Source organism: Marinobacter sp. (assembly GCF_048266785.1).
Taxonomy (GTDB): Bacteria; Pseudomonadota; Gammaproteobacteria; order Pseudomonadales; family Oleiphilaceae; genus Marinobacter.
On sequence record NZ_JBLWYX010000003.1, the window covers coordinates 134731 to 155964 of the forward strand.

Here is a 21234-nt window from a genome sequence, read left to right on the forward strand (position 1 = left end):
GGCCGGGCCAGCCCAAGCTATCAGACTCTGAACGCCTATCCGCCGCGTCTGCCTCTCAACTATCTGGATATGTAGGGAGAACGGGTATTTACTGGCGCCTTTCCAACCTCTACTTCTGGTTTTTCGCCCTTCTGGGCGGGCTTTTGCCTTATTGGTCTTTGTACCTTCAGGGGCGGGGGTTTTCCTATCTGCAAATAGCCACTTTGATGGCGACCATTCAGCTCACAAAAATTGTGGCACCAAGTCTTTGGGGACATCTGGGCGATAAAACCGGCCAGAGGGTCCGGCTTGTTCGGTTTGGGGCGATTACCGGTTCGTTGTTATTTGCCGGGGTATTTCTTGAGCCAGGTTTTTACGGGCTGCTTCTGGTGATGCTGTCGTTTACGTTTTTCTGGAACGCTATTCTTCCGTTGTATGAGGTGATTACACTGCGCTCGCTCGGCGAGCATCGGGAGAAGTATGGCAGGGTTCGGCTTTGGGGCTCGGTTGGGTTTATTGGCGCTGTGGCGGGGGTTGGCCTGATCCTGGAGTGGGTGTCGATTGGGTGGTTGCCCTGGTTGCTTTTGCCGGTTTTTGTGGGGATTTGTGTTTCGGCTTTTCTCTTACCGGCTGAGCGAGGTAAGCGGAAGCTGCCGGCGCCAAAGGGCAGTTTGCGGGCGATTTTGACGCACCCTGCGGTGGTTGCGTTTTTTCTGATGAATTTTTTGCTGCAGGTTTCTCACGGCGCTTACTACACGTTTTTCAGTATTCATCTGGAGCAGCACGGTTACGGCAATCTTGCGATCGGGTTGCTTTGGTCACTTGGGGTGATTTCGGAGATCGGATTGTTTCTGGTGATGCATCGGTTAACGCGGCGCTTCACGGTACGCCAGATTGCGATTGGTGCTCTGGTCTTGACGATGATCCGGTGGGTGCTGATCGCGGAGTTAACGGATTTTCTCCCGGTGTTGCTGTTTGCCCAGATGTTGCACGCCGCTTCTTACGCGGCGCTTCATGCGGTTTCGGTGCAGTATGTTCAGGGCTTTTTTGGTCAGCACCATCATGGCCAGGGGCAGGCGTTGTACAGCGGGCTGACGTTTGGTGCCGGTGGTGCGGTGGGAGCCTGGATGTCGGGTTTTCTGGTGGAGGGGTTCAGTACGCCTGCGGCTTTCTGGGGTGGGGCAATTGCAATGGCAATCGCCATCGTTATCACAGTCCGGGGACTGCAGGCTCCACCTGAGGCTTACTTTGGACGCTCTTCCTCTTCCTGAACAATGGATAAGAGCGCTTTTGCGGCGTTGCCGGGTTGTCGGTCGGTTAGTCCTATAGCGCCCAGCATACGGGTAACCCTGTGCTCGGGCTCTGTCCCGCTTGCCGGCACGCCTTCCAATACCTTCAAACTCCGATCCACCATTCGCAATGGAAGTACGCTCCAGCCCAGGCCAACGCTGGTCATCATTTTCAGGGTTTCGAGGTAGTTTGTCGGCATTTGCGAGTGCAGAGACAGGTTTGCCTCCAGAAAAAGGCGACTCACCACCCGGTAGGTCGAGGTTGAGGTGTCTGGCAGCAGAGCCGGGTGTTCGGCCAGATCAGGCAGCCCGGGTTTCTTCAGGCTGGCCAGGGGATGATCGGCGCTGACAACGAAGGCCATGGGGTCTGGCCAGTGGGCAAGCACGTTGAAGCTCGGGGCCATGCTGTCGCTCAGCGTGACGAATGCGAGTTCGGCGTTGCGTTTGCGCATTTGCGCGTAGGCGGCATCCGATTCCATGAACTGCAGGTTGATGGAAACCTGGGGATATTCCCGCTTGAACCGACGCAGCCAGTTGGGTAAGTGGTGAAGCCCTATGTGGTGGCTGGCAATAATTTGCAGCTCACCTTCGATCAGTCCGGAATCTGGCGAAAGCGCAATGCGGGCATTGTGGATTTCATCGAGTATCTTGCGAGCGTGGGGTAACAGGCGAGCACCTGAGTCGGTCAGTCGTATTTGCCGGTGGCTGCGGTCAATCAATGTTGTGTCCAGTTGGCTTTCCAATGCGGCGAGGCGTTTGCTGATGGCGGGCTGAGTCAGGTGAAGCTGCTCCGCAGCCTCCGAAAAGGAACCTTGGTCGACAATGGCAAGGAAGGCTTTCAGGGCATTTGAGTCCACGATTCGTTTTCCTGTTGTGCTTTTTCAGGAAAAGACTAATGCATAACTATTTGGAATGCGATGAATAAAAAACATGAATTGCGGTTATTTGTTCGCGAGCGGTATGATGGTTTACAGAATGTTAAAAGCATCACATAACTGCACCTCCAGAGAGCGAGAGAGAATCATGGCGGGTAAGACCTTATACGACAAGTTGTGGGACGATCACTTGGTCAAGCAGCGGGACGATGGCTCTGCGCTGATTTACATTGATCGGCAATTATTGCACGAAGTTACGTCGCCCCAGGCTTTCGAAGGGCTGCGCCTTGCAAAGCGCAAGCCTTGGCGCATCGATGCCAACCTGGCCACGCCTGACCACAACGTTCCGACAACTGATCGCGAAAAAGGCATTGACGGCATAGTCGATCCGGTTTCCCGCATTCAGGTGGAAACGCTGGGCAAGAACTGCGATGAGTTCGGGATTCTTGAGTTCAAGATCATGGATCAGCGTCAGGGTATTGTGCATGTGATCGGGCCAGAGCAGGGCGCTACGCTACCGGGTATGACCATTGTTTGCGGTGATTCCCACACGTCTACCCACGGTGCTTTTGGCTGCCTTGCTCACGGTATAGGTACGTCCGAAGTTGAACATGTGCTGGCCACTCAGTGTCTGGTACAGCAGAAAATGAAGAATATGCTGGTCAAGGTGAACGGCGAGCTTGGCAAAGGTGTTACCGGTAAAGATGTCGTGTTGGCGATCATCGGTAAAATCGGTACCGCTGGCGGTACCGGCCATGCTATCGAGTTTGGAGGTCAGGCGATTCAGAATCTGAGCATGGAGGGCCGGATGACCATCTGCAATATGGCCATTGAAGCCGGTGCCCGGGTTGGCATGGTTGCCGTTGACGGTACCACTATCGAATATGTAAAAGGCCGGCCATTCGCTCCCAAAGATGAATCCTGGGATGCCGCCGTTAACTACTGGCGCACGCTGCACAGCGACGTGGATGCCGTATTTGACAAGGTTGTTGAACTCGACGGCGCAGACATTTTGCCGCAGGTCAGTTGGGGCACGTCTCCGGAAATGGTTGCGGACGTAACCGGCAACGTGCCTGATCCCGCGAAGGAAGAAGATCCGATCAAGCGTGAAGGCATCGAGCGGGCTTTGAAATATATGGGTCTGCAGCCAAACCAGGCGATTACCGATATCAAGCTCGACAGGGTGTTCATCGGGTCCTGCACCAACAGTCGTATTGAAGACCTGCGGGAAGCTGCCGCCGTGGTCAAAGGGCGCAAAGTTTCCGGTAGCCTCAAACAGGCGATGGTTGTTCCGGGTTCCGGCCTGGTGAAAGCGCAGGCGGAAGCCGAAGGTCTGGATCAGATTTTCATCGAAGCAGGCCTGGAATGGCGTGACCCTGGGTGCTCCATGTGTCTGGCGATGAACGCGGATAAACTCGGGGAGGGTGAGCACTGTGCTTCTACCTCGAACCGTAACTTTGAAGGCCGGCAGGGCTTTGGTGGTCGCACTCATCTGGTGAGCCCTTCCATGGCCGCTGCTGCTGCCATATCCGGCCACTTTGTTGATGTTCGCGAACTGCTGAACTGAGCCACAGGAGAGAACTGAACCATGCGCGCATTTACGCAACACAAGGGCCTTGTGGCCCCGATGGACCGGTCCAATGTGGATACGGACATGATTATTCCCAAGCAGTTTCTGAAGTCCATCAAACGCACTGGCTTCGGCCCGAACCTGTTCGATGCCCTGCGGTATCTGGATGAAGGCAAGCCTGATCAGGACAGCTCACAGCGCCCCCTGAATCCGGATTTTGTGCTCAATCAGCCTCGTTATAAAAATGCGAGTGTGCTCTTGGCCCGTAGTAATTTCGGCTGCGGTTCCAGCCGTGAGCATGCGCCCTGGGCTCTTGATGATTACGGTTTCCGGGTTATTATTGCGCCGAGCTTTGCTGATATTTTCTATAACAACTGCTTTAAGAATGGCTTGTTACCGATTGTTATTGAAGAAAAAATTGTAGATCAATTATTTCGTGAAGCTGAAGAGTCGGAAGGGTATCAGCTGACCGTGGACCTCGAGGCAAAAACCGTGATCACTCCGACCGGTGAATCCTTTGGTTTTGATGTGGATGACTTCCGTCGCCACTGTTTGCTCAACGGTCTCGATGATATCGGCGTAACGCTGGAAGATGCAGAGCTGATCAAAACTTATGAAGATCAGCGTCGTCAGACCGCACCCTGGCTGTTTAATGCGGGCCAGTAACGCGTAATCTGGCTATAACTCATAACTTGCCGGGTCTGCCCGACCCGGCTCACAAGGATTTGGAAGCTCATCATGTCCAGAACGGTACTTCTTCTGCCGGGAGACGGCATTGGCCCGGAAATTGTTGCAGAGGCTGAGAAAGTCCTGCGCACTGTTAACGAAACATTTTGTCTGAAACTCAGTTTCGAATCGGGTCTCGTCGGAGGCGCTGCGTTGGATGAAACCGACAACCCATTGCCCGACGATACTCTTGAGAAAGCCCGCAAGGCCGATGCAATCTTGCTGGGGGCGGTAGGTGGTCCAAAATGGGATAGCTTGCCCATGGCGCAGCGGCCGGAAAAAGGCTTGCTTGGTTTGCGTTCTACCCTGGAGCTCTTTGCCAACCTGCGTCCGGCTATTCTCTACCCGCAGCTGGCGTCTGCATCGTCGCTCAAGCCTGAGGTGGTTTCAGGTCTGGATATCATGATTGTTCGGGAACTGACCGGTGGCATCTACTTTGGCCAGCCTCGGGGCGTGCGTGTACTCGAGAGTGGCGAGCGCCAGGGTTACAACACTTACGCGTATACAGAAGCTGAAATCCGTCGTATTGGCCGGGTTGCGTTCCAGGCCGCGCAGCAGCGCAGCAAGAAGTTGTGTTCGGTCGACAAGGCCAATGTGCTGGAAGTGACTGTGCTTTGGCGCGAAATCATGAACGACCTGAAACGCGAATATCCGGATGTGGAGCTCTCCCACATGTACGTGGATAACGCCGCGATGCAACTGGTTCGCGCGCCCAAACAGTTCGACGTGATTGTGACTGGTAACATGTTTGGTGATATTCTTTCAGACGAAGCAGCCATGCTTACTGGCTCTATTGGTATGTTGCCATCGGCGTCGCTGAACTCTGAAAAACAGGGCATGTATGAGCCTTGCCATGGTTCAGCGCCGGATATTGCCGGCAAAGGCGTTGCCAATCCGCTGGCCACGATTCTCAGTGTAGCCATGATGTTGCGCTACAGTCTTGATGAAGAAAAGGCCGCTGCAGCCATCGAAACGGCTGTCAGTAAGGTACTGGATCAGGGTCTGCGTACTGCAGATATAATGTCTGAAGGCAGTACTCGGGTGTCTACCGGCGAAATGGGCGAAGCGGTGCTGGCTGCGCTGTAAATTACGATAATCCCCGACAGCAATACGATGCGGTTGCTGCGGGATCATTCACCCTGTCCCTGCCGGCGATAAAGGTTGGGGTGGGCACAAGAGAGGTTCAAAGGTCGCACATGAAGCGAGTTGGACTTGTAGGTTGGCGCGGTATGGTGGGTTCTGTCCTCATGCAGCGCATGCGCGAAGAAAATGATTTCGCTGATATCGATCCGGTATTTTTTTCTACCTCCCAGACTGGTCAGCCAGCTCCGGACGTAGGGAAGGAAGGCGTGCCGCCGTTGCAGGACGCGTTCGATATCGAATCCCTCAAAACCCTGGATGTGGTGCTGACCTGTCAGGGCGGTGACTACACCAATGCGGTCTATCAGAAACTGCGTGATGCAGGCTGGAAAGGTTACTGGATTGATGCTGCATCCACACTGCGGATGGTGGATCACTCTGTCATTGTTCTGGATCCGGTGAATCGCAATGTGATTGATGCCGCGCTGAGCAGCGGTGTTAAGGATTATATTGGCGGCAACTGCACCGTCAGCCTGATGATGCTCGCCCTCGGAGGGCTACTGGAGCAGGACCTGATTGAATGGGTTTCTCCCATGACCTATCAGGCGGCATCGGGATCCGGTGCACAAAACATGCGTGAGTTGCTCAACCAGATGGGTGAGCTTAACCGCAGTGTTGGGGATGAGTTGGCAAGCCCGTCTTCGGCGATTCTGGAAATTGACCGGAAGATTACCGAAACCATGCGTTCCGACGGCTTTCCTACAGAGCACTTTCAGGTGCCTCTGGCCGGGAGCCTTATTCCGTTTATCGACAAGCAGCTTGATAACGGAATGAGTAAGGAAGAGTGGAAAGCGGGCGTTGAGACCAACAAGATTCTTGGTCGCTCGGAAAACCCTATCCCCATTGACGGTCTCTGTGTTCGGATTGGAGCCATGCGCTCCCACAGTCAGGCGCTGACCATCAAACTGAAGAAGGATCTTCCGGTCGCAGAAATCGAATCCATCCTGGCCAAGGCCAATGATTGGGTTAAAGTCATTCCGAATGACCGCGAGGTGACCATTGAGGAACTGACCCCTGCCAAGGTGACCGGCACTCTGAGTGTGCCCATCGGGCGTATTCGTAAGCTGGCCATGGGGCCGGAGTATATTTCTGCGTTTACCGTTGGTGACCAACTCCTTTGGGGAGCTGCGGAGCCGCTGCGCCGTATGTTGCGAATCCTGCAGGAACGTTAAGAATTGTTACACAGAGGCAATAAATGCCAACTGTGTCCGGTTTCAGGAAGCCGGTTCGGGGGCGGAGGCTGATTTCAGGCTCCGCCCCTGTTATTTTCAGGAACACTAGGGAGTTCCGCGCAACTGGTAAATAAATGGTGCAAGGATTGCGTCTGATTGATTGATAAAAGAGGTTTTATCAACAATACTTGCCGGACTTAAATTTTAAAACACTTCATCTCAAACCAGAATTATCCAGACGAAACTCGTCCTGCTTCGTCCGATTCTGTTTGAAAAAAGCAGTCACGAATAACGGGACTGGAAAGGAAAACGCATGAAGGTACGCAAGCTTGCTGTTGCTCTGGCTCTGGCTGGGGGACTCGGATCCGGTGTCGCTCAAGCTCTCGGATTAGGTGAAATTGAACTTCAGTCATATCTGAATGAGCCGATGGATGCAGAGATTGTTCTGCCGCAAAGTCAGGGAGTAGATCCCGGCGATGTGTTTGTGAACATCGCTTCCGAAAGGGCTTATCAGAGGCTTGGCCTGCAACGGAATCTGTTTCTCGGAAAACTTCGTTTCGAGGTGGCGACTCGCTCGGATGGCAATCTGGTGGTGAATGTCTCATCCCGGGAACCATTGAAAGAGCCGTACCTTAACTTTCTGCTGGAGTTGACCTGGCCGAACGGTCGGCTGATGCGTGAATATGCTGTTCTGGTAGACCCTCCGGTTTATGCTGAAGAGTCTGGTGTTTCTGAGCAGGTGCGGGCGCCTTCAATCGCATCTTCTGCCCAGTCCCGACCAGCATCGTCTGCGCGCAATGCTGAATCGGCTCGGCGCCAGGCTAGAGTTGAGCAGTCCCGAAGCCCCGGTTATCAGGCGGGCACGTTTGGGCCAACAGGTGCGTCTGACACACTGTGGACTATTGCGGCGACTGTTCGTCCGGACAACAGTTTGTCCATGCAGCAGGTTATGCTGGCTCTTCAGGACCTGAATCCGAACGCATTTATTGACAACAATATCAACAGGCTTAAGCGTGGTGAGGTGTTGCGTGTTCCGTCTGCAGAGCAGATCCGCAGCCGCACTCGTGCTGAGGCGGTTCGTGTTGTTGCTCAGCAGAATCAGGAATTTCAGAAGCCCAGGCGCCCCCTTGATGCCACAATTGCTCAACAGCCCAATACTGGCGCCGCCAACGAAGCACCGGCGGGTGGTGACGAGCTCAAGCTTCTGGTTGCCGATAATGAAGGCGGCCGGAACGAGGCTGAGGGCGGCTCCGCCGGCGGAGATGGTCAGCTTGCCGGTGGTGTAGATGCCGGCGCCGCTGTGGCCATGGAAGAGCTTGAAAGTGCCCGCAGGGAGAACAGCGAACTCAATACCCGCGTTGATGATCTTCAGGACCAGGTGCAAACTCTGCAGCGCTTGCTTGAACTGAAAAACACTCAGCTTGCGGAAATTCAGCAAGGTGCTGCTAACGATACTGGGGCCACAACGGTTCCGGTTACCGGTGAAGACAACGCAACCGATCAAACTGAAGGGGTTGCCCACGCGGCGCCCACCGAGGAGTCTGGCCAACAGGCGGCCGACTCTGCCACTACTGCCGGGGAGCCAGGCGCCGCTGACGTTGCTGCAATGGGCGACGATCAGGGAGCTGCGAGCTCAACTGAAGCTGCGGATGCCGAAGCGCAACCTGTTGCCGGCGCTGATGCCACGGAGCAGGCAGGCGATGCAACTCTCGCGTCAAGCGAGCAATCTGAGCCCTCCCCTCAGCCCGAGTCGGCAGCTATTACAGAGCCAACTGCCCAAACAGAGCCAACTGAGCAGCCGGAAGCCAAGCCCCAACCGAAGCCCCAGCCTGTTGCGGACAAAGGTTTTCCGGGCAATGTAATTGATGCAATTACCGGCAACATTTTCTATCAGATTGCCCTGGGGGGCGGACTGGTTATCCTGTTGCTGCTTCTTTTGCTTCTTGCGCGCCGCAATGCAAACCGCGAGAAAGCATTTTATGAGCAGCTCAATAGCGAATCGGACGCGTCTGACGACACCTTCGATCTGAGCCTCGAAGAAGACGAGCCGGAGCAGAGTGGCATCAGCAATGCTCTTGAAGAAGCAGACCGGTATGTTGCTTATGGTCGTTATGATCAGGCCGTGCAGGCTCTCGAAACCGCTATCTCTCGCGAGCCAAGCCGCACCGATCTGCGTCTCAAGCTACTTGGGGTTTACGCAGATAATCAGGATCGCGAATCGTTCGAGAAACAGTTCGGCGAGATTCAGGCTCTGAACGACGACGAAGCAATTGCCCAGGCAAACGACCTGCGGTCGCGCCTTGAAGAAGCCGAGTCAATGCCGAGCATTGACGATCTCGAATCGCAGCTGCGTTCCGGGTCGTTCGGTGGAGAATCCGATGCTTCGGACTCCTTTGATGTTGATGGAAGCTCCGGTACCGCAAAAGACTATGAGAATGCAGAGACGTCAGATCCGTCTGACAGTGATGTTTCATTGTCTGATGAGCTCTTGGCTGATCAATATGACGCAAGCCGCGAAGACCAGGTTGAAAACGAATTTGGTGATTTTGATTCCGACTTGTCTGATTTCGATCTTGATACCCTCGAAGAGGCTGAGAAATCCGCCGATGCGGAAGTTGATGAGGTGGACGAGAAGGACAGTGACGATCTGATTGAGTACGATCTTTCGGGTATTGGGCTTCCGGACACCAAAGAAGAAGCGGACGCCGACAAGACTGAAGACGAAAGTGATTTCTCTTCTTTGGAGATTGATCTGGATGAGACCGAGGATTCACTGGACGAACTCGAAGAGCCGTCTGACCTGTCTTCTGGCGATGCATTAAAGTCTGCGCCGGAAACCGGTAGTACTGGCATTGATACTCTGGACGAATCTTTCCTGGACGAGCTGGATGCAGAACTGGACAAGGTCGCCGACGAGGACGACGAGTTTGGCGGTTCCGAATCGGAAGAGTCAACGCTTGATGATCTCGAGTTGGACGTGTCTGATGAGGATCTTGCGCTTATGGAAGAGTTCTCCGATTCTGCCGATTTAGCCGAGGCGAGTCTCGAAGACGAAGAGCTGTCTCTGGATGACGAGCTGGATCTTGAGGATGCCTTTGCAGAAGATGATTTGGCAGATGATGAGCTGCCGCTTGCTTCCGATGAGGTACGGGATGACACTGCGAAATCACTCGCCGCTGATATCGATGAAAGTGATCTCGGTGACGATGATGATTTTGACTTCCTCGCCGGTACAGATGAGGCGGCGACGAAGCTGGACCTCGCGAGAGCCTATATCGAGATGGGAGACAGCGACGGAGCTCGGGATATTCTTGAAGAGGTAGCTCTTGAGGGAGATGATGAGCAGAAGACTGAAGCTCAAGACCTGCTTAAAAATATGTCCTGATCCGTTATAATCGGATTACAGAGGCAGCAAGCGCCGGCCGTCGGGGTTATTCCCGGCACTCAGCTGGCGCTTTGTTTTTACAGCAACATACTTTCCGGATTCACACGTGTTTCTCAACCCTCAGGAACTCACAGCGGATAATGCCATCGGTGGCGGACGGGTTGCCCTGGCGTTCGAATACGATGGCCGCGATTTTCATGGTTGGCAGCTTCAGAAGTCGGGAGTTCGCTCAGTAGAGGCAGAGCTGGCTAAAGCTGTTGCAAAAGTCGCTGATCACCCCGTCGATCTTGTATGTGCGGGCCGCACCGATGCCCGGGTTCATGCAAGCTATCAGGTAGCGCATTTCGAAACGCCTTCCATCCGCAATCTTCGCTCATGGGTAATGGGTATCAATACTGCGCTTCCTTTCGATATCGCGGTACATTGGGCTGGCAATGGAAGTGATGATTTCCATGCCCGCTTTTCCGCAATTTACAGGCGTTATCGCTACGTAATCTACAACAGTCCTGTAAGGCCGGGAATCCAGCGAGGGCAGGTAAGCTGGGTGTTTCGGGAGCTTGATGCTGAGCGCATGCATTGCGCAGCTCAGGCGCTCGTGGGCGAGCATGACTTTTCTTCGTTTCGTGCTGCCGGGTGCCAATCTCGAACCCCTGTGCGCTTTCTTGAGCAGATAAAGGTAACCCGGAAAGGAAACTTCGTCGTAATTGATGTGCAGGCTAACGCTTTTTTGCACCACATGGTTCGCAACATTGCGGGGGCGCTTATGGATGTAGGTACCGGAAAGCAGAAGCAGTCCTGGATTCGTGACATACTGCTTGTAAAAGATCGCACGCATGCCGGAGTAACCGCGCCGCCCCATGGCTTGTATCTGGTTGATGTCGGGTACCCTGAAGGCTTTAATCTACCTGCTGCAGACTGCGGTCCGGGATTTATGAGGCCATGGTTCAGCCAGGCAGAGAATCGCCCGGTCTATCCAACGCATATTCACCCCAAACAGCGGGTAACAACTTCATGAATACACGCGTCAAAATTTGCGGTCTGACTCGTGTTGAGGATGTGAAAGCGGCTGTTGCAAGCGGTGCGGATGCTCTGGGGTTCGTGTTTTACGAGCCCAGCCCTCGTGCGGTTAGCATTGAACAGGTTAAATTGCTGGCCCGGCATGTACCCGCATTTGTGTCGGTTGTCGGGTTGTTTGTGAACCCATCGGTAGAGCAGGTCAGGGACGTCCTTGATCACATACCACTGGATTTGCTTCAGTTCCATGGTGACGAGACGGCAGATTTTTGCGAGCAATTTGGTCGACGGTGGATAAAGGCCGTGCGCGTTCAGGATGCAGGGCAGATTGAGCGGGCGTTTGCCGAATATCATTCAGCCGCCGGGCTGTTGGTGGATGCATGGGACCCTGCGCGATATGGAGGTACCGGGCATTCATTCAATTGGGACCTGATCCCGTTGGAGCGGCCCTTGCCACTTATATTGGCCGGTGGCCTGTCATCTGATAACGTATTCCGCGCTGTAGAGCAGGTGAAGCCGTGGGCTGTTGATGTCAGCGGAGGCGTAGAAAAAAGCAAGGGCATCAAAGACATCGAAAAAATTTCTGAATTTATCAAAGAGGTTCACCGTGTCTGTAAAATTGACTGAAGAAATGCTGACGGCACTACCGGATGCGCGGGGGCACTTCGGTGCCTTTGGCGGACGCTTTGTTTCCGAGACGCTGATGGACTCCCTGATGACTCTGGAAAGAGAGTATCTCAGGCTGAAAAAAGATCCTGAGTTTCAGGCTACCTTCGACAAGGATCTTGCAGATTATGTCGGCCGCCCCAGCCCTTTGTACTTTGCCGAGAGGCTGACCCGGGAGACCGGCGGAGCGCAGATCTGGCTCAAGCGTGAAGACCTCAACCACACAGGCGCGCACAAGGTTAACAACACCATTGGTCAGGCCTTGCTCGCCAGTTTTCTCGGTAAAAAACGAATCATCGCCGAAACCGGGGCCGGTCAGCATGGGGTTGCGACCGCTACAGTCTGTGCCCGCCTCGGGCTGGAATGCCATGTTTTCATGGGCGCTGAAGACGTTCAGCGCCAATCACTGAACGTGTATCGCATGAAGCTTCTTGGGGCTCAGGTGCACGCGGTCCAGAGTGGAAGTCGTACGCTCAAGGACGCAATGAATGACGCCATGCGCGACTGGGTCACCAACGTTGACGATACCTTCTACATTATCGGCACCGTCGCAGGCCCGCATCCTTATCCGCTTCTGGTCCGGGATTTCCAGTCGGTGATCGGCCGTGAAACCCGCAGTCAGTCACTGGAGAAAACCGGAAAACTGCCGGATGCGCTAGTGGCTTGTGTGGGCGGCGGATCCAATGCCATTGGCATGTTTTATCCATTCCTGACAGACGAATCCGTGCAGCTCTATGGTGTTGAGGCCGGCGGGCTTGGTATCGAAACCGGTCAGCATGCAGCGCCTTTATGTGCGGGTCGACCGGGCGTACTTCATGGTAATCGCACGTATCTGATGGAAGATGATGACGGCCAGATCGCCGCGACACATTCGATCAGTGCAGGCCTTGATTACCCTGGAGTAGGGCCTGAGCATAGCTGGTTGAAAGATATCGGGCGGGCCAACTATGTGTCGGTTACCGACGATGAAGCGCTGGACGCTTTCCGCATGCTGACGCTGGTTGAGGGTATTATGCCGGCACTTGAAACGGCGCATGCGATAGCCTATGCAGTCAAGCTTGCAGCCACGATGGATAAAGACCAGATGGTCGTAATCAACATATCCGGTCGCGGCGACAAAGACATTCATACCATTGCACAGTTGGATGGTATTGAGCTGTAAATAACGGTCTGAATAATCGACAGGAGCAGGCATGAGCCGAATCGAAGGGGTTCTCCAGACCCTCAAAGGACAGGGCCGTAAGGCACTAATTCCCTTTATTACAGCCGGTGATCCTCATCCGGATGAGACCGTTGGCCTGATGCACACAATGGTCGAGGCCGGCGTCGATATCATCGAGCTGGGGGTGCCGTTTTCCGATCCGATGGCCGATGGCCCGGTCATTCAGTTGGCCTGCGAGCGTGCGCTCAAACACGGCACATCGTTGCGCCGTGTTCTGGCGATAGTGCGTGAGTTCAGACAAACCAATGACACCACCCCGGTGGTGTTGATGGGCTATCTCAATCCTATAGAAGCCATGGGCTACGAGGCATTTTCAGACGCCGCAGTGGCAGCGGGTGTTGATGGTGTGCTCACGGTAGACCTGCCGCCAGAAGAGGCAGGTGATGTCGCGCCGCTGTTCGCCGGAAAAGGGCTCGATCCGATATTTTTGCTGGCGCCGACGACAACCGATGAAAGAATTCGTGCAATTGCCGATCACTCTTCGGGATATGTGTACTATGTTTCATTCAACGGCGTTACCGGAGCAGCGAAAATAAACGTGGAAGAAGTAGCCGCCAAGGTTGCACATATCCATGAATTGACGGCCCTTCCGGTGGGTGTCGGTTTCGGCATCCGCGACGCAGAAACAGCGGCCGCCGTGGGACGGGTATCCGATGGTGTAATTGTTGGCAGTGTACTGGTCGATACAATAGCCAGAAATCAGGCAGATATCGAAGAGCTTAAACGGGCACTGACGGATCTGCTCAACCCGATGCGTGAAGCACTGGATAGCCTGGCTTCCTGACCCCGAAGGTGAGGGCAGGCCGGAATCAAAGGACAGGATATAACCATGAGTAACTGGCTGGACAAGATAATGCCGGGCAAGATCCGCTCGGACTCCAATCGCAGAACCGGTGTTCCCGAAGGGCTATGGAAAAAGTGTCCTAAGTGCGGCGCCTTTCTATACAAGCCGGAACTTGAGAAAAATCTGGATGTTTGCCCTAAATGCAACCATCACATGAGAGTTGATGCCCGCCGTCGTCTCGACATTTTTCTTGATGAAGAAGGTCGTGAGGAAATTGGCGCTAACCTCGAGCCTTGGGACCGACTGAAGTTCAAAGACACCAAGCGCTATAAGGATCGCCTCACGCAGGCTCAAAAAGCCACCGGTGAGAAAGACGCCCTGGTCGCTATGAAAGGCACAACATTGAGCGTTCCTCTGGTAGCGTGTTCCTTCGAGTTTGGCTTCATGGGTGGGTCCATGGGGCAAGTTGTTGGTGAAAAGTTCGTTCAGGCCGCGAATGTTGCACTTGCCGAACGTATCCCCCTGGTCTGCTTTTCCGCCAGCGGCGGTGCGCGTATGCAGGAAGCCATTCTTTCCCTGATGCAAATGTCCAAAACAGCGGCCGTGCTGGAGCGCATGAAGCAAGAGGGCATTCCTTACATTTCGGTGATGACGGACCCTGTTTTTGGCGGTGTGTCTGCGAGTCTGGCCATGTTGGGTGACCTTAATATCGCAGAGCCCAATGCACTGATCGGGTTTGCGGGCCCGCGGGTTATTGAGCAGACGGTTCGTGAAAAACTGCCAGAAGGTTTCCAGCGCAGTGAATTTCTGCTGGAGCACGGTGCAATCGACATGATTCTGCACCGCCATCAGATGCGTGAGCGCATTGCGCACGTGCTGGCTAAGTTTAGCGGTCAAGAGCGGCCCGATACGGAAGATCCGATCGAATTTGAAATAACGGAAAAGCCAGACATTGAACCCCCCGCAGAGTAAACAGAAACCCCTGCCCCCGGCAGCACCGGGGGAGGGTGCCACACTTGATCAGTGGCTGCTCTGGCTCGAATCGATACATCCCACAGAGATAGACCTCGGACTTGACCGGGTATTAGTGGTTCTGCGCCGGCTGTTCCGGAAGAAACCCACAGCACGGGTTATTACCGTTGCCGGTACCAACGGCAAAGGCAGCACTGTTGCGACCCTTGAAGCACTTTTGCAGGCGGCTGGCCGGCGCACTGGCGCCTATACCTCACCTCATCTCCAGAAATACAACGAGCGTGTCCGTATTGATGGTCTGGATATTGACGATGCAACTCTCATCGCAGCGTTCGAAAAGGTGGAAGCGGCTCGTGGCTCTGTAACACTGACGTATTTCGAGTTTGGCACTCTTGCGGCGTTTGTCGCATTGAACGAATCCGGAGTGCAGGACTGGATTCTTGAGGTTGGCCTTGGTGGCCGTCTTGATGCAGTGAATGTGATAGATGCGGACCTGGCGATCATAACGTCCATTGATATTGATCACGTGGCTTTTCTTGGAGACAACCGCGAGGTCATTGGATTTGAAAAAGCCGGTATTCTTCGCCCGGGCATACCGGCTGTTGTTGCCGATGAGGATCCTCCACGATCGGTTCTTCAACAGGCAGCGGCACAAAAGGTAGCGTTGGTTCGGGCGGGGCATGAGTACACGATCCAGGAGGTTGTAACAGGCTCTGACGAAAGTGCGGTAACCCTGCACGTTGAGGACGACGCCTTCAGATTGCCGTCGGGGCCACTGCCGGTACAGAGTGTTGCGGCTGCTGTGATGGCATTGCGGTCTCTCGAGCCTGAAATGGATCAAGCTGCGATTGAGGCAGCGCTGGTTCGCGTCAAAGCGCCCGGTCGGTTCGAACGCCTTGGACACAAGCCTGACCTGTACGTGGACGTTGGGCACAACCCTCATGCAGCCAAGTGGCTTTCAGCAAGGCTTCAGGCGCTAAAGTCCAAAGGTCAGAAAGTTCACGCGGTTTACGCGGCGCTTGAGGACAAGGATGTTGAGGGCGTGGCTCATGCGATGGCACCCGCTGTCGACTATTGGTTTCTGGCTGGTCTGGACGTGCATCGGGGCCTCGGTTCAGAAACGTTGCGGACAAGGCTTGAATCAGCGCTGCTGGGGCAAGCAAGTACACACGACTCTGTTGCAGATGCGATTGCTGCAGCAAAGGCGGGCGCAGTAACTGAAGACATTATTATCGTGTTTGGCTCATTTTTTACGGTTGCCGAAGCACGCAGGCTGCTGCTCTGAGCCCAGGTGTCCGGGCGCCTTAAACTTTGTCCATAGCACAGTGCAGGGCTTTGAGTTATGACAGGCGGGCAGTTAGTATGTGCCAGGTCAACCAGACGGGGAGTCAAGAAACGTGGATGGACTGAAACAAAGAATAATCGGTGCGCTGGTTCTGGTTTCGCTGGCCGTTATCTTTGTACCCATGATTTTCGATGAGCCCCACTCAGGGCGCACATCGACTTCGATCAATATCCCCGAGGAGCCACCGTTTCCGGAAGTAGAAGCGCCTGTCTCCGATACTGCGTCTCCGCCCCCGTACCAGAAAGACCGGCCGGCAACGGCAAGCTCTGGCGCACAGGACTATCGTATTCTGGAAAATGATGGGCCGGCTGTGCAGCCTGTTCCGGACAACCGCAGCAATAAGGCTCCTGAAGTAGCGGAGCCTGCAAAACCCGAGCCTGCACCTTCTGCAGGCGCACAGGACCAACCAGACAGGATTGTAAAGACGGACACTCCTGCTGAGGTTGAGGCAGAGAAAACGAGTGCAGAGTTTACGCGTTCTCTTGAAGGCGCCTGGGTTGTTCAGCTAGGCAGTTTTGGCAATGGCGATAACGCTCGCCGCCTTCGGGAAAAGGTACGCGACAAGGGTTATAATTCTCATCTTCAGGAAGTTGTCCGGGGTGATATCACCCTGACACGGGTATTCAGTGGACCTTTTGCTGAAAAAACCGAGGCTGAGTCTGCAAAGCGAGCACTGGACGAGGCTTTCAGCCTGAACAGTCTGGTCACCTCCGGCGATAAATAACCCTTTCCACCCGCTTTATATCGTTCTTGCGGTTTGGCGAGCCGGCGTTTCCTGATAGAATCCGCGCTTCCTTTTCTCCACCGGGATTTCCATGGAAGCGCTGATCTGGATTGACTGGGTCATCATCGCCCTGATTGCAATCTCTACTCTCATCAGTCTTAAACGGGGCTTTGTGAAAGAAGCGCTGTCTCTTGTCACGTGGGTGGGCGCGTTCATACTTGCGCGAACGTTTCATCCCCAGATGCAAGCCTTGCTGGAGAGTACAGTTGAAACCCCGCTTGTGCGCCTTATTGCAGCCTTTGCCATTCTTTTCTTCGGTACGCTTATAGTCGGTGCCATCATCAACAACATGATTGGACATCTGGTCCGAGCAACCGGGCTCTCTGCTACGGACAGGGTACTGGGCATGGGGTTCGGTCTGCTAAGAGGGCTTGTCGTTGTTATCGTCGCGATCGCCTTTATTCGTTATACACCTCTGGCTCAGGACACCTGGTGGAGAACCTCAGTCATGATAGACCGCCTTGGGGTGGTTGAAGATTGGTCCAGACGAACGTTTGGCGATGAGTTCGCCCGTTTCCTGGAGCCGGAATCCCAGAAGGCTGTGGAACCCACGTCCGCATCCCGCTAACATTCAGAATCAACACTCGGAGATTACCTTATCCATGTGTGGCATTGTCGGCATCGTCAGTACTTCTCACGTTAATCAGTCGCTCTATGATGCGCTGACCGTACTTCAGCACCGGGGCCAGGATGCAGCGGGTATTGTTACCTTTCAGGATGATCGCTTTTTCCTGCGCAAGGATAACGGACTGGTTCGTGACGTTTTTCACACCCGTCACATGCAGCGGTTGGTCGGCAACGTCGGAATAGGTCACGTGCGCTATCCGACTGCAGGCAGTTCCAGTTCTTCGGAGTCGCAACCTTTCTATGTGAACAGCCCGTACGGCATCACCCTGGCCCACAACGGTAACCTGACCAATGCCGACGAACTAAGCCAGGACCTGTTCCGTACAGATCTTCGCCACATCAATACCAATTCGGATTCAGAAGTGCTGTTGAACGTTTTTGCGCACGAGCTGCAAAAGCTACGCAAGCTTGACCCGACCAAGGAAGATGTTTTCTCTGCAGTCAGTGCGGTTCATCAGCGTTGCCGGGGCGCCTATGCGGTGATTGCCATGATCACCGGCTACGGTATTGTCGGCTTCCGCGATCCGAATGGAATTCGCCCGGTCTGTTACGGCGAGCGCACCGCTGAGGACGGACGCAAGGAATACATGATCGCATCAGAGAGTGTTGCTCTCAGCGCTGCCGGTTACACTTTGGTGAGAGATATAGCCCCGGGAGAGGCCGTTTATATCGAAACCGATGGAACCCTGAACTCCCAACAGTGTGCTAAAGACCCTCATCTGTACCCCTGCATTTTTGAGCATGTCTATTTTGCCCGGCCGGACTCCATCATAGATGGCGTCTCCGTTTACAAGGCAAGGCTGCGTATGGGGGAAACACTGGCAGACAAGATTCTGCGGGAATGCCCGGATCACGATATTGATGTGGTTATGCCCATTCCTGATACCAGCCGGACATCGGCCATGCAGATGGCGCATCGGCTGGGGGTGAAATTCCGCGAAGGTTTTATCAAAAACCGCTATATAGGCCGGACCTTCATCATGCCTGGCCAGACAATGCGCAAAAAGTCGGTGCGCCAGAAACTGAATCCGATTGATCTGGAGTTCAAGGGAAAAAACGTGATGCTGGTTGACGATTCCATTGTCCGCGGCACCACCTGCAAGGAAATTGTGCAGATGGCCAGGGACGCCGGCGCCAGAAAAGTCTACTTTGCATCGGCTGCGCCCCCGGTGCGCTACCCCAATGTTTACGGGATCGATATGCCATCGGCCAGCGAATTGATCGCTCATGACAGAACCGTTGAGGAAATCGGTACCCTGATCGGGGCAGACTGGCTCCTGTATCAGGACCTTGAGGACCTGGTGACCTGTGTCAGCGATGTAAACGACAGCATAGAGGGCTGGGAATGTTCCGTGTTCACCGGCAAGTATGTGACGGGGGATATTGACGCCGCCTATCTCAATCGGCTTGACGAAACCCGCAATGACACCACCCGTTCCGGTGATGTAGACACAGGGTCAACCGACAACGGCATCATTGACCTCTATAACGACGAAGACTGAACACCGAGCCTTGCCAGGAGACGCTCATGACTTTTCACCGCAAAGAAACCGTACTGATTCCGGAATCGGATCTTGACGGTATGTCTGTGGATACACTGGCGGTGAGGGCAGGGCAGCTCCGAACTGGCCAGCTTGAACACAGTGATGCCATTTTCCCGACATCGAGTTTTGTGTACAACAGTGCAGCCCAGGCCGCAGCCCGTTTCGGGGGAGAGGAGCCGGGCAATATCTACTCGCGTTTTACCAATCCTACAGTTCAGGCTTTCGAGGGCCGCATCGCCGCGATGGAAGGCGGGGAGCGCGCTGTTGCGACCTCATCGGGTATGGCCGCCATTCTCAGCACCTGCATGGCGCTGCTCAAAAGCGGCGACCATGTGATCTGTTCCCGCGGTGTGTTTGGCACCACCAACGTGCTGTTTCAGAAATACATGGCAAAGTTCGGTGTCACAACAACCTTCGTGAGCCTGACTGATCTTCAAGAGTGGGGCTCGGCTGTGCGCCCGGACACCCGCATGCTGTTCATCGAGACGCCGTCTAACCCGCTGTGCGAGGTTGCGGATATGGAAGCGCTGGCACAACTGGCCCACGACAATGACGCGCTGTTTGTGGTGGACAACTGTTTTTGTACACCGGTGTTGCAGCGCCCGCTGGAGCATGGTGCGGATATCGTGGTTCATTCCGCAACCAAATACCTCGATGGCCAGGGTCGCTGTGTAGGTGGCGTGGTAGTCGGGCCGGCAAAGCTCATGGATGAAGTTTACGGCTTCCTGCGGTCCGCAGGGCCTACCATGAGCCCGTTCAATGCCTGGGTCTTTCATAAGGGGCTGGAAACCTTACCAATCCGTATGCGTGCCCACTGCGACAATGCGTTAGAGTTGGCGACGTGGCTGGAGCAGCAACCCGCCGTCGAGCAGGTGTATTATGCTGGCCTTGAAAGCCATCCCCAGCACGAACTTGCAAAAAAACAGCAGAAAGGGTTTGGTGGGGTGCTGGCGTTTTGCGTTAAAGGCGGCCGTGAGGAAGCCTGGAAATTCATCGACGCAACGCGGATGATTTCAATTACCGCGAACCTCGGCGATGTTAAAACCACGATTACACATCCGGCGACCACAACCCACGGGCGATTGTCGCCGGAAGACAAGTCCGGAGCCGGTATAACCGAGAACCTGCTACGGCTTTCAGTTGGTATCGAAGCAGTCGAAGACCTGAAAACAGACTTGTACCGAGGTTTTCAGGCACTTCAGAACGCAAGCAACACTTAACGTTTGAGCATTCATGGCAGAATCTGCAAAAGCGAAGAAATCACCACAGGAACCGACAGAGAAGCAACTGCGTTTTCGCCACCAGGCTGCACAAGGTGCGCGTGAAGGCGCGGTGATCGGGCTGATTGCCCTTTGCATCTATCTGGCTATGGCTCTTGTGACATTCAATCCTGCAGACCCGGGCTGGGCCAGTATAGGTCATGAGACCAGCGTACTTAACGCCGCTGGCCGCTCAGGGGCCTGGCTTGCCAGCCTGCTCAGGGATTTTTTCGGCCATGTTGCCTACCTGTTCCCGGTGATGGTTGCGGGCTACGCAATCATGCTGGTACGCCGCAGAAATGACCCGCTGGATATGCACTGGCCGCTGTTTATGATGAGGCTTGGTGGGTTTCTGCTGATTTTACTGTCGGCCACCAGTCTTCTGTCGCTTTACTCTGTATTTGGGTTGGGCGCCACTTCGGGTGGGGTGCTTGGAACGACCGTTTCGGATGCCATGGTTCGTTTCTTCAATCTGCCGGCAACAACGTTGCTGCTCATCGCTATATTCCTCTTTGCCCTGACCGTCACCGTGGGCCTCTCATGGTTCTGGTTAATGGACCAGTTGGGCGGCTTTACGCTGCGTCTGGGGCAGGCACTGAAAAAACTTGCCAGCTCGGATAAACGCGCTCAGGCCCCGGAGAAATCACCGGTACCGGCTCAGCCGGCCGCCCCGGCCAAGGCTCAGCCAACTGCTGTAAACGAAAAGTCTTCCAAGCGCTGGTGGCACTGGATTCCGGGCTTTGGGCCGCGCAAAAAAGCAAAACCGAAAAAGCCGTCAAGCGATCGCCTGGAACCCGGCTTTGAAAGTTTTTCCGCCGACCAGGAGCCAGAACCGGCGCGCCTGGAGAGCTTCAGTTCCCGGGATGAGGTGCCAGCGAAAA

17 protein-coding genes and 1 pseudogene are annotated in these 21234 nt (G+C 54.6%); 17 read left to right on the forward strand and 1 reads right to left on the reverse strand.

What is annotated here, in order from left to right:
* Positions 1-86 precede the first annotated feature (86 nt).
* Entirely contained in the window at positions 87-1250 is a 1164-nt protein-coding gene (locus tag ACN0V1_RS06095; protein ID WP_417544385.1) for an MFS transporter, read from the forward strand.
* On the opposite strand, the gene ACN0V1_RS06100 is transcribed toward ACN0V1_RS06095, so the two are convergent.
* Positions 1223-2125: a LysR family transcriptional regulator gene (locus ACN0V1_RS06100; protein WP_417544158.1), complete on the reverse strand. Its 903-nt coding sequence runs from the start codon at positions 2123-2125 to the stop codon at positions 1223-1225. The two genes, ACN0V1_RS06095 and ACN0V1_RS06100, sit on opposite strands and share 28 nt — an antisense overlap.
* A gap of 166 nt (positions 2126-2291) precedes the next feature.
* Between ACN0V1_RS06100 and leuC the strand changes: the two genes are divergently transcribed.
* The 16 genes and pseudogenes from leuC to ACN0V1_RS06180 all read left to right on the forward strand — a co-directional run.
* The gene (gene leuC, locus ACN0V1_RS06105; RefSeq protein ID WP_417544386.1) at positions 2292-3710 is read left to right on the forward strand and encodes a 3-isopropylmalate dehydratase large subunit; all 1419 of its coding nucleotides are present in this window, start codon (positions 2292-2294) and stop codon (positions 3708-3710) included.
* A 21-nt stretch (positions 3711-3731) separates the two neighbouring features.
* Positions 3732-4379, forward strand: coding sequence for a 3-isopropylmalate dehydratase small subunit (gene leuD / locus ACN0V1_RS06110; protein WP_417544159.1), 648 nt, complete (start codon positions 3732-3734; stop codon positions 4377-4379).
* A gap of 72 nt (positions 4380-4451) precedes the next feature.
* The gene (leuB, locus tag ACN0V1_RS06115) at positions 4452-5525 is read left to right on the forward strand and encodes a 3-isopropylmalate dehydrogenase (protein ID WP_417544160.1); all 1074 of its coding nucleotides are present in this window, start codon (positions 4452-4454) and stop codon (positions 5523-5525) included.
* 110 nt (positions 5526-5635) lie between these two features.
* Positions 5636-6751: an aspartate-semialdehyde dehydrogenase gene (gene asd / locus ACN0V1_RS06120; RefSeq protein ID WP_417544161.1), complete on the forward strand. Its 1116-nt coding sequence runs from the start codon at positions 5636-5638 to the stop codon at positions 6749-6751.
* A gap of 313 nt (positions 6752-7064) precedes the next feature.
* Positions 7065-10136 carry a FimV/HubP family polar landmark protein gene (locus ACN0V1_RS06125; RefSeq protein ID WP_417544162.1) on the forward strand — a complete coding sequence of 1024 codons (3072 nt, stop codon included), beginning with the start codon at positions 7065-7067 and terminating at the stop codon, positions 10134-10136.
* A gap of 106 nt (positions 10137-10242) precedes the next feature.
* Entirely contained in the window at positions 10243-11151 is a 909-nt protein-coding gene (truA, locus tag ACN0V1_RS06130) for a tRNA pseudouridine(38-40) synthase TruA (protein WP_417544163.1), read from the forward strand.
* Complete coding sequence (locus ACN0V1_RS06135) at positions 11148-11777, forward strand: phosphoribosylanthranilate isomerase (protein ID WP_417544164.1); 630 nt, start codon at positions 11148-11150, stop codon at positions 11775-11777. The genes truA and ACN0V1_RS06135 overlap by 4 nt, the downstream gene beginning before the upstream one ends.
* The gene (gene trpB / locus ACN0V1_RS06140; RefSeq protein ID WP_417544387.1) at positions 11770-12978 is read left to right on the forward strand and encodes a tryptophan synthase subunit beta; all 1209 of its coding nucleotides are present in this window, start codon (positions 11770-11772) and stop codon (positions 12976-12978) included. Before ACN0V1_RS06135 ends, trpB begins: the two co-directional genes overlap by 8 nt.
* Before the next feature lie 31 nt (positions 12979-13009).
* Entirely contained in the window at positions 13010-13822 is an 813-nt protein-coding gene (gene trpA / locus ACN0V1_RS06145) for a tryptophan synthase subunit alpha (protein WP_417544165.1), read from the forward strand.
* A gap of 45 nt (positions 13823-13867) precedes the next feature.
* Positions 13868-14794 carry an acetyl-CoA carboxylase, carboxyltransferase subunit beta gene (accD, locus tag ACN0V1_RS06150; protein ID WP_291948818.1) on the forward strand — a complete coding sequence of 309 codons (927 nt, stop codon included), beginning with the start codon at positions 13868-13870 and terminating at the stop codon, positions 14792-14794.
* Positions 14775-16079, forward strand: a complete 1305-nt coding sequence (gene folC / locus ACN0V1_RS06155; RefSeq protein WP_417544166.1) for a bifunctional tetrahydrofolate synthase/dihydrofolate synthase — start codon at positions 14775-14777, stop codon at positions 16077-16079. Before accD ends, folC begins: the two co-directional genes overlap by 20 nt.
* A gap of 112 nt (positions 16080-16191) precedes the next feature.
* Positions 16192-16863, forward strand: a complete 672-nt coding sequence (locus ACN0V1_RS06160) for an SPOR domain-containing protein (protein ID WP_417544167.1) — start codon at positions 16192-16194, stop codon at positions 16861-16863.
* 91 nt (positions 16864-16954) lie between these two features.
* Positions 16955-17491 carry a CvpA family protein gene (locus ACN0V1_RS06165; protein ID WP_417544168.1) on the forward strand — a complete coding sequence of 179 codons (537 nt, stop codon included), beginning with the start codon at positions 16955-16957 and terminating at the stop codon, positions 17489-17491.
* A 34-nt stretch (positions 17492-17525) separates the two neighbouring features.
* Positions 17526-19052, forward strand: a complete 1527-nt coding sequence (purF, locus tag ACN0V1_RS06170; protein ID WP_417544169.1) for an amidophosphoribosyltransferase — start codon at positions 17526-17528, stop codon at positions 19050-19052.
* Positions 19053-19078: 26 nt separating this feature from the next.
* Positions 19079-20314, forward strand: coding sequence for an O-succinylhomoserine sulfhydrylase (locus ACN0V1_RS06175; protein ID WP_417544170.1), 1236 nt, complete (start codon positions 19079-19081; stop codon positions 20312-20314).
* Positions 20315-20327: 13 nt separating this feature from the next.
* Positions 20328-20961: pseudogene (locus ACN0V1_RS06180) on the forward strand (DNA translocase FtsK 4TM domain-containing protein); the annotation flags it as partial.
* Positions 20962-21234: the final 273 nt, after the last annotated feature.